This window comes from Thiobacillus sp., assembly GCF_024708915.1.
Genome location: NZ_JANJXQ010000254.1, coordinates 1 through 8,203 on the forward strand (window position 1 = coordinate 1; position 8,203 = coordinate 8,203).

7 protein-coding genes and 1 pseudogene are annotated in these 8,203 nt (G+C 65.8%); 3 read left to right on the forward strand and 5 right to left on the reverse strand.

What is annotated here, in order from left to right:
* Both Q0L94_RS17055 and Q0L94_RS17060 read right to left on the reverse strand, forming a co-directional pair.
* Window positions 1–185 (reverse strand): annotated as a pseudogene (locus Q0L94_RS17055) (hypothetical protein); the annotation flags it as partial.
* An 11-nt stretch (window positions 186–196) separates the two neighbouring features.
* Window positions 197–736, reverse strand: coding sequence for a thioredoxin fold domain-containing protein (locus Q0L94_RS17060; protein ID WP_296755712.1), 540 nt, complete (start codon window positions 734–736; stop codon window positions 197–199).
* Between the two features lie 25 nt (window positions 737–761).
* Between Q0L94_RS17060 and mog the strand changes: the two genes are divergently transcribed.
* Together mog and Q0L94_RS17070 are read left to right on the forward strand one after the other, a co-directional pair.
* A complete protein-coding gene (gene mog, locus Q0L94_RS17065) occupies window positions 762–1,316 on the forward strand; it encodes a molybdopterin adenylyltransferase (protein ID WP_296755715.1) in 555 nt (184 codons plus the stop codon).
* Window positions 1,313–2,035, forward strand: a complete 723-nt coding sequence (locus Q0L94_RS17070; protein WP_296755719.1) for an EI24 domain-containing protein — start codon at window positions 1,313–1,315, stop codon at window positions 2,033–2,035. The genes mog and Q0L94_RS17070 overlap by 4 nt, the downstream gene beginning before the upstream one ends.
* Here Q0L94_RS17070 and Q0L94_RS17075 read toward each other — a convergent pair.
* The 3 genes from Q0L94_RS17075 to yjgA form a co-directional block, all read right to left on the reverse strand.
* Entirely contained in the window at window positions 2,024–2,824 is an 801-nt protein-coding gene (locus tag Q0L94_RS17075) for a hypothetical protein (RefSeq protein ID WP_296755721.1), read from the reverse strand. The two genes, Q0L94_RS17070 and Q0L94_RS17075, sit on opposite strands and share 12 nt — an antisense overlap.
* A complete protein-coding gene (locus Q0L94_RS17080) occupies window positions 2,821–6,291 on the reverse strand; it encodes a DUF748 domain-containing protein (RefSeq protein ID WP_296755723.1) in 3,471 nt (1,156 codons plus the stop codon). The genes Q0L94_RS17075 and Q0L94_RS17080 overlap by 4 nt, the downstream gene beginning before the upstream one ends.
* Before the next feature lie 102 nt (window positions 6,292–6,393).
* A complete protein-coding gene (gene yjgA, locus Q0L94_RS17085; RefSeq protein ID WP_296755725.1) occupies window positions 6,394–6,960 on the reverse strand; it encodes a ribosome biogenesis factor YjgA in 567 nt (188 codons plus the stop codon).
* Window positions 6,961–7,019: 59 nt separating this feature from the next.
* Here yjgA and pmbA point away from each other — a divergent pair.
* Window positions 7,020–8,203: metalloprotease PmbA (gene pmbA / locus Q0L94_RS17090; RefSeq protein ID WP_296755728.1), on the forward strand; the 1,184-nt coding region annotated here is incomplete at its 3' end.

The following is an 8,203-nucleotide window of genomic DNA, read 5'->3' on the forward strand; positions in this document are numbered from 1 at the left end:
TGCGGCGTGCCATCGCGGTTGTCTTCCCACACCACGCCCACGCTATCGCCCGACACCGCCACGCCCTGACGGTTGGCCGATTCCAGATGGGGAAAGATCGCCGCCCCCTGAACCGAATTGACCGTCACCGCCTCGCTCCACTCCCACGCGGCCTGCGCCGGCAACGCCAGCATGGCCAGCAACAACGCCGCCGTCCTCACGACTTGCTGCCCAGAAACTCGAGCAGGGTCTTCTGCTTGTAATGGCCGCCGCGCACATAGCGGTCGTAATCGCGGAAATCCTGCACCGTCTTGAAGCCGGGGATCTGCACGATCTTGTCGCCCTGCGGGGTCAGGTAGACGAACAACGGCGTGGCGAAGGCCTTCAGCCGCGTGCCCAGTTCGGCTTCGGTGATGCGCTCGCCGGAAGGCAGCGTCAGCCGTTTCCCCGATTCGGCGTCGACATACACCAGCTCGTAATTAGCGGTGTACAGCTTTTTCAGCGCGGCGTCGGAAAACGTCTTCTTGTTGGTATGGTCGCACCACGCGCAGCCGTAGCGCCCGAAGTACAGGAAAATCGGCTTGCCGCTTGCGCGTGCGGCCGCAAGGCCAGCGTCGTAGCCGACGAACGGATAGCCCGGCGGCGGATCGGCCAACACCGCAGACGCCCACAAACAGCTTGCCGCCACCACAATCTTGATCAGGTTCATCCCGTTCTCCTTCAGCCACAATGCCACCATTCTGATAAATTCAGCCACTCCTGCAATCCTCTTTTCTGACCACATGACTCACGATTCCGTTCGCATCGGCCTGGTTTCCGTCAGCGACCGCGCCAGCAGTGGCGCGTACGAAGACCAAGGCCTGCCCGCGCTCAAGGCCTGGTTCGGCGAAGTGCTGGCCAATTCCGCCGAATTCGTCACCCGGCTGATCCCCGACGAACAGACGCTGATCGAGGCGGCGCTGGTCGAGTTGGCCGACATCGAGCGCTGTTCGCTCATCCTGACCACCGGCGGCACCGGCCCGGCGCTGCGCGACGTCACCCCGGAGGCGACGCTGGCGGTGGCGCACAAGGTGTTGCCCGGCTTCGGCGAGGCGATGCGCGCGGTATCGCTGAAGTATGTGCCGACCGCCATCCTGTCGCGCCAGGTGGGCGTCACCCGCGGCGCCAGCCTGATCGTCAACCTGCCGGGGCAGCCCAAGGCGATCAAGGAAACGCTCGACGGCGTGTTCGCCGCGGTGCCCTACTGCATCGACCTGATCGGCGGGCCCTACCTCGAAACGCAGCCCGGCACCGTGGCGGTATTCCGCCCCAAATCCGCACTGCGGCCGCGCCCATGACCGGCATCCTCGATGCGCTGGCACGGGCGCTGCGCGACCTGTTCAGCCTGCGCGTGCTGTGGGTGGTGGTGTGGCCGATGCTGGTCGCGGCGCTGCTGTGGCTGGCATTGGGCGTGACCTTCTGGCACACCTTCTCCGGCTGGATTGCGCAGGGACTCGACGCCATCGGCATCCAGGCCTGGCTGGCCGAACTCGAACCGGTATGGATCGCCCACGGCATTCAGGCGCTGCTGCACCTGATGCTGTTCGTGCCACTGGTACTGCTGACCGCGCTCGTCATCACCGCGCTGTTCGCCATGCCTGCGCTGATTCGCCTGGTGGCCGAACGCGACTATCCCGGGCTCAAACGCGAAAACGGCGGCGGCCTGGTCGGCAGCCTGTGGAATGCGGCGGTCGCCGTCGTGCTGTTTGTTGCCTTGTGGGTGGCCACCCTGCCGCTGTGGCTGGTCGGCGTCGGCGTGATCGTACCCTTCGTCGCCGCGGCGTATCTGAACCAGCGTCTGTTCCGTTACGACGCCATCGCCGAACATGCCAGCGCCGACGAAATGGCGGCGCTGTTCAAGAGCGACCGCCCCGGCTGGTGGGGATTGGGGCTGCTGACCGGACTGGTGCAGTTTGTTCCCCTGCTCAACCTGTTCGGCCCGGTGCTCGCCGCGCTGGCGTTCATCCACTACGGTCTGGCGCGCCTCGAACGGCGGCGTTCCGCCTCAGTCGGCTGAGGCAAAACGCCGCCTGAAGCCTGCGTCGAAATTGATTTCGCGCGCGGTCATGGCGCCGATCACGCACTGTTCCAGGCTGGGCGGCATCACCAGCTGCCCGGCGCCATTGACCAGCCGGCCGGCCATGATTTCGGCCTGTTGGCGCGGCACCGGCTGCGGCAGCCCGGGTTCGGCGTAACCTTGCGGATAAACCGGCCGGCCCTCGGCGTCGTATTTGTCGGTCGCGCCTAGGGTATGCAACAGTTCGTGGGCGATCACGATATTGTTCTGGCGCGTCTGGCGGGGGTCCGCAAAGGCATGCACCACGCCGATCAGGCCTTTCCGCAAACCCAGCGAATGGTCCAGCGCGATGCCGTCGCGCGGCGCGTGGTACAGCACGAACAGCTTGATCTTTCCGAGCTGCGGCAGCCACTGCCCCGACTGCCGATACACCCACCCGCGCAGCTTCAAACTCCAGAACACGGTTTTCAGCACGCTGCCGTCGCGCGGCGGCGCAGGCGGTTTTTCCTGCAGTTCCGGCAGCAGGCTGACTTGCATCGCCGGCGACTGCTTCGCGCCGTAGCGCGCCGTTTCGCGTTCGAGAAACGCATTGATGTCGTCAAAGTCGCTCGCCCGCAGGGTACGGATCGTCTGCGCCGCCTGCGCCGAGCCGTCGCCGTTGATCGGGACCACGGCCACATCCAGCGGCGCCCGCCAGGCGCGCACCATGGATTGTTCCAGCCAGGTGAAGCCGATCGCCGCGGCCAGCACCCCCAGCAGCAGCAGAATGCGCAGTCGGCGAAAAGTCATGGCAGGGCGGACGCAGCGGGCGCCACCGGCGCTACGGGTGTGGCAGGTTCGGCCGGCGATGCGGGCGCAGGCGCAGATTTTTTGCCTGCCTCCAGGTTCATCTTGCTGGCGACCAGCTTGCCGCCATCCGCGTTTTTCACCGCTTCGCCCACGCTGATCTTGGCGGCATCCACCTGCCCCAGCGCGATCAGCGTCTGCTTCGCCGCCTCGCCGCGCGCCTGCGCCAGCCGCTGCAGTTCGGCCTCGGTCACCGGAATTTGCAGGGTCAGGCGCTCCAGCATGGCGGCATGCAACGACGGCTTGGCGTCTTTGGCCTTCGCGTATTCGGCCTTGATCGCCTTCACCCCGCCCTGCTTGCCGAAACGCTCGCCGTACAGCTCTTCCAGCGCTTTCTGCGCGCGCGGGTTGGTGGTGTCGACGGGGCCGGGCTCGTTGTCGGGATCGATTTTCAGCCCCATGCGCTGTGCGACATCGCGGCGGATCCACAATTCCTGGATCGCGCGCGTATCGCCTTTCACCTCGTATGCCGGTGCGATCGACAGCGCGAGCTGCGGCCGTTTGGCCAGCGCCTGGCCGACCGCCTTGAGCTTCTCCTGTTCCGGCGGCAGCAGGGTGGCCGTGCCGAAATCGAATTCGACGGCTTCGAGCTTGTCGGAACTGATCCCCAGCAGGCTGCCGAGCGCGCGAAAAGGCGCGGTCACCAGCTTGGTCAGCACGTTGACGACGGCTTTCCAGATGATCTTGCCGTAGCTGAACTCCGGGTCATCGAGACTGCCGGTCACCGGCAGGTCGAGGTCGATAATGCCTTCGCTGTCTTCCAGCAGGGCGATCGCCAGATCGAGCGGCAGCTTCATCGCGTCGGGACTGTCGACGCGTTCGCCGAGCTTGAGCTTGTTGATCACGAACTTGTTTTCGCCCGCCATCTGGCGCTGCTCGATCTTGTATTCGAGGTCGACCGAGAGCTTGCCGGAATCGATCCGGCGTCCGGCGAACTTGCCCGAATACGGCGTCATGTTGGTCATTTCCAGATTGCGGAACGTCAGCTTCAGGTCGGTGAAATCGGTCGCCCTGAACGGCTGGATCGAGCCGCGCACCCGTGCCGAGCCGAACTCGTCGACCTTGCCGTCGAGTTCCACCAGCGCCAGTGTCGCCGGATCGGTGGACAGCCCGGTCACCACGCCGCCGAGATCGTGCATGCGGGTGCCGAACTGCGGCGTCAGCGAAAGGTCGGCGAATTCCGCATTCGCACCAACGATGCGCAGACGTTCGACGGCCAGCGGAAACGCGGCCGGCTGGGGTGCCGGTTGTGGCTTTGCGGGTGCCGCGGCGGGCGGCGCCTGCGCCGGCGTGCGCAGGATACGCTGCAGGTTGATCGACTTGTCCTCGAAAATGATGACCTTGCCGAAGGGATTCAGCGCCACCAGCTCGTTCATGTGCAGGCGGTCGGGGTTGAGCCTGAGTTCGAGGCTGTCGGACGACAGTTTCTTCCAGCCGAGGAAAGCCTCTTCGGTTTCCTCTTCGGTGATGGCGAGATCGTCGACCGCGAAGCCGCCGTCGAAACCCAGCGCCATGCCCGATTTCGCCTGCGCGAACGTCAGCCTGCCGCGGGTCGACGCCACGCCCGAATGCAGCTTGAGCCTGGCCGCTTGGTTGACGTAGGGCGCAAAGGGCTGCAGCGACAGCCCGGCCAGCCTGAGGTCGAGCCGGCCCGACGTCTTGCCCGGAACGACCGTGCCGCTGGCCTCGAAACGGCCGCCCTGCCTGAGCGCGAAGCCGGCTTGCAGGGGCACCGCCTGGTTCATGTCGAGACTGAGATCCTGCAGGGCGACGAAGCCCCTGGCGACATCGAGCCTGACCGGCGCATCGGGCGACTGGTCGACGATGCCGACTTCAATGCCGTCGAGGCTGAGGCGCGCGAGCTGCACGTCCATGGGCGGGGCCGTCGCGGTTTCCGCCTTGGCCGTCGCTGCGGCAGGCGCGCCGGACGCCGGCTTCAGGATTTCGGTCCAGTTGAGGGTCTTGCGCTTGTCCAGCGCCACGCTGGTTTTTACGCCGCCGAGTTCCACCGCCTCGATGGCGAGCCGGTTTTCCGCCAGCTTCAGCCGCGCGTTGACCAGTGCCGCACGCTGCAATTCCGCCACCTGCTGCGCCCCCGACTGCACCCGCAGCGGGCCCAGCGCTGCGTTGACCGGGCCGACGTCGATGGCGGCCGCTGCTCCCACCTCGCCCGTCAACGCCGCAGTCAGGCCGAAACCCTCGGCGCTCACGCCGAGCGGCGCGGCAAAGCTCCGGTCGGTGAAACGCGCCGTCCACTCGGCCAGCCTGATTTCACGCACGTCGATTTTCCACGGGAGCGACGGCGCGGCGGTTTCGGCTGCCGCCGGTTTGGCTGCCGCTGGCCTGGGCGCGGCAGCGTCCTCGCCCGCAGCGAACAGGGTCTGCCAGTCCAGCGTGCCCTTGAGGTCGCGCGTCGCCGTAAGCTTGCCGCCGGACAGGCTGACGCTCGTCACCTCGATGCGGCGCGTGGCCAGGTCGAGGTTGGCGTTGCCGACGCGCGCCTCGGCGAGCTCCAGCAGCGGCGCATGCGATTCTTCGCCGCGTGGCGCCAGCGCCAGGTTCTGCACGACCAGGTTGGCGCCGTTGATCTGCACCCAGGGCACGTCCGTGCCGGTTTTGTCGCGCACCATGGCGAAGCGGTAGCGCAAGCCTGCAGCGAGCGTGCCGGACGGCAGTTCGAAATTGCGCGGGCTCTTGACCACCCGCAGCAGATTGCCCAGCTGCACCCCCTGCAGCCCGAGCTCTCCGCTCGATGCGACAGGGTTCAAGCTGACGTCGCCTTTCCATTTGAGCGTGCCGCCCTGTTCCGGCAGTTTGGCCGCGATCAGGTAATCGCCCCTGTCCTCGGGCAGCGTGGACAGGCCTTCGAGCTCGATGCCGAGCGGTTGCAGCGCCGCCTTGAAGGGGGCGCCGGTGCGATCGGCATCGGTGTATTCGATATTGCCGTTGTCGATCTTGATGCGATCGATCAGTACCCGCGCCAGGGTATCGGACGGCGGCTCCTTGTTTTCATTGAGCTTGGCGATCAGCGCCGCCCAGTTCAGCTTGCCGCCGGGCTGCACCGTCAGGATGGCGCGCGGCCGTTCGAGCTGAACGTCGCGGATGCGCCAGGCCCAGCGGAACAGCCCGACGCTGTCGAGGTTGACGTAGAGCCGGTCGAAACCGGCCAGCGGCGCGCCGTTCATCTCGGCCAGCTTGAGGCCGTCCACCGTGGCTTCGAGGGTGAGCGGATTGAACTTGACCTGTTGCACGCTCAGCCGGCTTGCAAGCTTGTTTTCGCCGACCCAGGGCAGCAGCTTTTTGGCCAGCGGGTCCACCAGGAAAAAACCGAACACCAGGTACAGGCCGAACAGCCCGGCGACGATCAAAAACGGCAGGCTCAATGCAATTTTGACGATGCGGCCCCACATGGCTGTCTCCCGGTTCAAACCTCTTTATCCACGAAGTGCGCGAAGGAACACGAAAAACGTCCCTCGATATTTTCCTTCGCGTCTCTTCGCGCACTTCGCGGATCAATCCGTTTTTTGCATGGCCTCGCGGATCACCCGGAAGATTTCCCGGAAGGCCTTGGGCGGCTTGTTGCGCGCGGCCTCGTCGCGCGCATTGCGGATCAGCTGCCGCAGATGCGTGGCATCGGTATCCGGATGCTTGTCGAGAAACAGCGTCAGCGCCTCGTTGTCGGCGATGAGCTTCTCGCGCCATTTCTCGGCCTGGTGCAGCCTGGCGTTTTCCGCCGCGGACACGCCGTTGAAGGCGTCGATCTGCGCCTGGATCGGCGCCGGGTCGACTGCCCGCATCAGTTTGCCGATGTATTGTTTTTGCCGCCGCAACGCGCCGTTCTGGGTGATCTTGCGGCAGGCGGCCACCGCCTCGCGCAGTTCTTCCGGCAGTTCGATGCGCTTGAACTGCGCGTCGGGCAGCTTGACCAGGATTTCACCCAGCACCTGCAGGGCTTCGACTTCGCGTTTCTTGTGGCTCTTGCTGGGGCCGTCGTAGACATCGTCGGGGTCGAATTCCAGTTCGGCATCGGGGTCGATCAGGCGCACGGTGGGGCTTTCGGTTGCTGTTATTATCGTCATTGTAGTTTCAGCCCATACAAAACGTATTCGCGCCCCCCACTTCCTTTGTAAATTCCGACATGCCCCGCTCCCAATTCAGCTATACCCGCGACCAGCTCATGGCCCTGTCCCGGATCGTCATCGAACATGCAGCCAAACAGGGCGCCACCGCCGCCGACACCGAGATTTCCGAAGGCGTCGGCCAGAACGTCAGCGTGCGCCAGGGCGAAATCGAGACCATCGAATACAACAAGGACAAGGGTGCCGGCGTCACCGTCTATATCGGCCAGCGGCGCGGCCATGCCTCGACCTCGGACCTGTCGGAAGCGGCACTGAAAAGCGCGGTGGAAAAGGCACTGACCATCGCCCGCTATACCGCCGAGGACGAAGCGGCCGGCCTGCCCGACGCCGACCGGCTGGCGAAGGATGTGCCCGACCTCGACCTCTACCATCCGTGGGCGCTCAGCGTGGAAGAGGCAGCCGAACGCGCCCGCGCCTGCGAGGCTGCGGCGCTGGCGGTGGACAAGCGGCTGACCAACTCGGAAGGCGCCGGCGTCAGCCTGCACACCTCGCAGTTCATCTATGCCAACAGCCTCGGCTTCTGCAACGGCTACGCCGGTTCGCGCCACGGCATGTCGGTCGCGGTGATCGGCGAGGACAAGGGCGCGATGCAGCGCGATTACTGGTACACCAGCGCGCGCAATGCCGCCGAACTGGACTCTGCCGAAAGCGTCGGCCGCATTGCCGGCACCCGCACCGTGCGCCGGCTGAACGGCCGCAAGCTCGACACCCGCACCTGTCCGGTGCTGTTCGAGGCGCAAATCGCCACCGGCCTGATCGGCAACTTCGTCGCCGCCGTCTCCGGCGGCAGCCTCTACCGCAAGTCGTCGTTCCTGCTCGACAGCCTCGGCAAGCCGGTGTTCGCGCCGCTGGTGAGCATCCGCGAGCAGCCCTTCATTCCCGGCGGCCTCGGCAGCGCGCCGTTCGACAGCGAAGGTGTCGCCTGCATGGATCGCGACGTGGTCAGGGACGGCGTGCTGCAGGGCTATTTCCTGTCGAGCTACTCGGCGAAGAAGCTCGGCATGAAGACCACCGGCAACGCCGGCGGCAGCCACAACCTCATCGTCACGCCCGGCGAGCATGACCTCGACGGTTTGCTCAAACAAATGGGCACCGGGCTGTTGGTCACCGAACTGCTCGGCCACGGCGCCAACATGGTCACCGGCGACTACTCGCGCGGCGCCGCCGGCTTCTGGGTGGAGAA

Bases quoted from the DNA above. Each gene is read 5' to 3' on its own strand.
- yjgA (WP_296755725.1), bottom strand. From the start codon at position 6,960: ATGACGATAATAACAGCAACCGAAAGCCCCACCGTGCGCCTGATCGAC.
- Q0L94_RS17080 (WP_296755723.1), bottom strand. From the start codon at position 6,291: ATGTGGGGCCGCATCGTCAAAATTGCATTGAGCCTGCCGTTTTTGATC.
- Q0L94_RS17075 (WP_296755721.1), bottom strand. From the start codon at position 2,824: ATGACTTTTCGCCGACTGCGCATTCTGCTGCTGCTGGGGGTGCTGGCC.
- Q0L94_RS17070 (WP_296755719.1), top strand. From the start codon at position 1,313: ATGACCGGCATCCTCGATGCGCTGGCACGGGCGCTGCGCGACCTGTTC.
- mog (WP_296755715.1), top strand. From the start codon at position 762: ATGACTCACGATTCCGTTCGCATCGGCCTGGTTTCCGTCAGCGACCGC.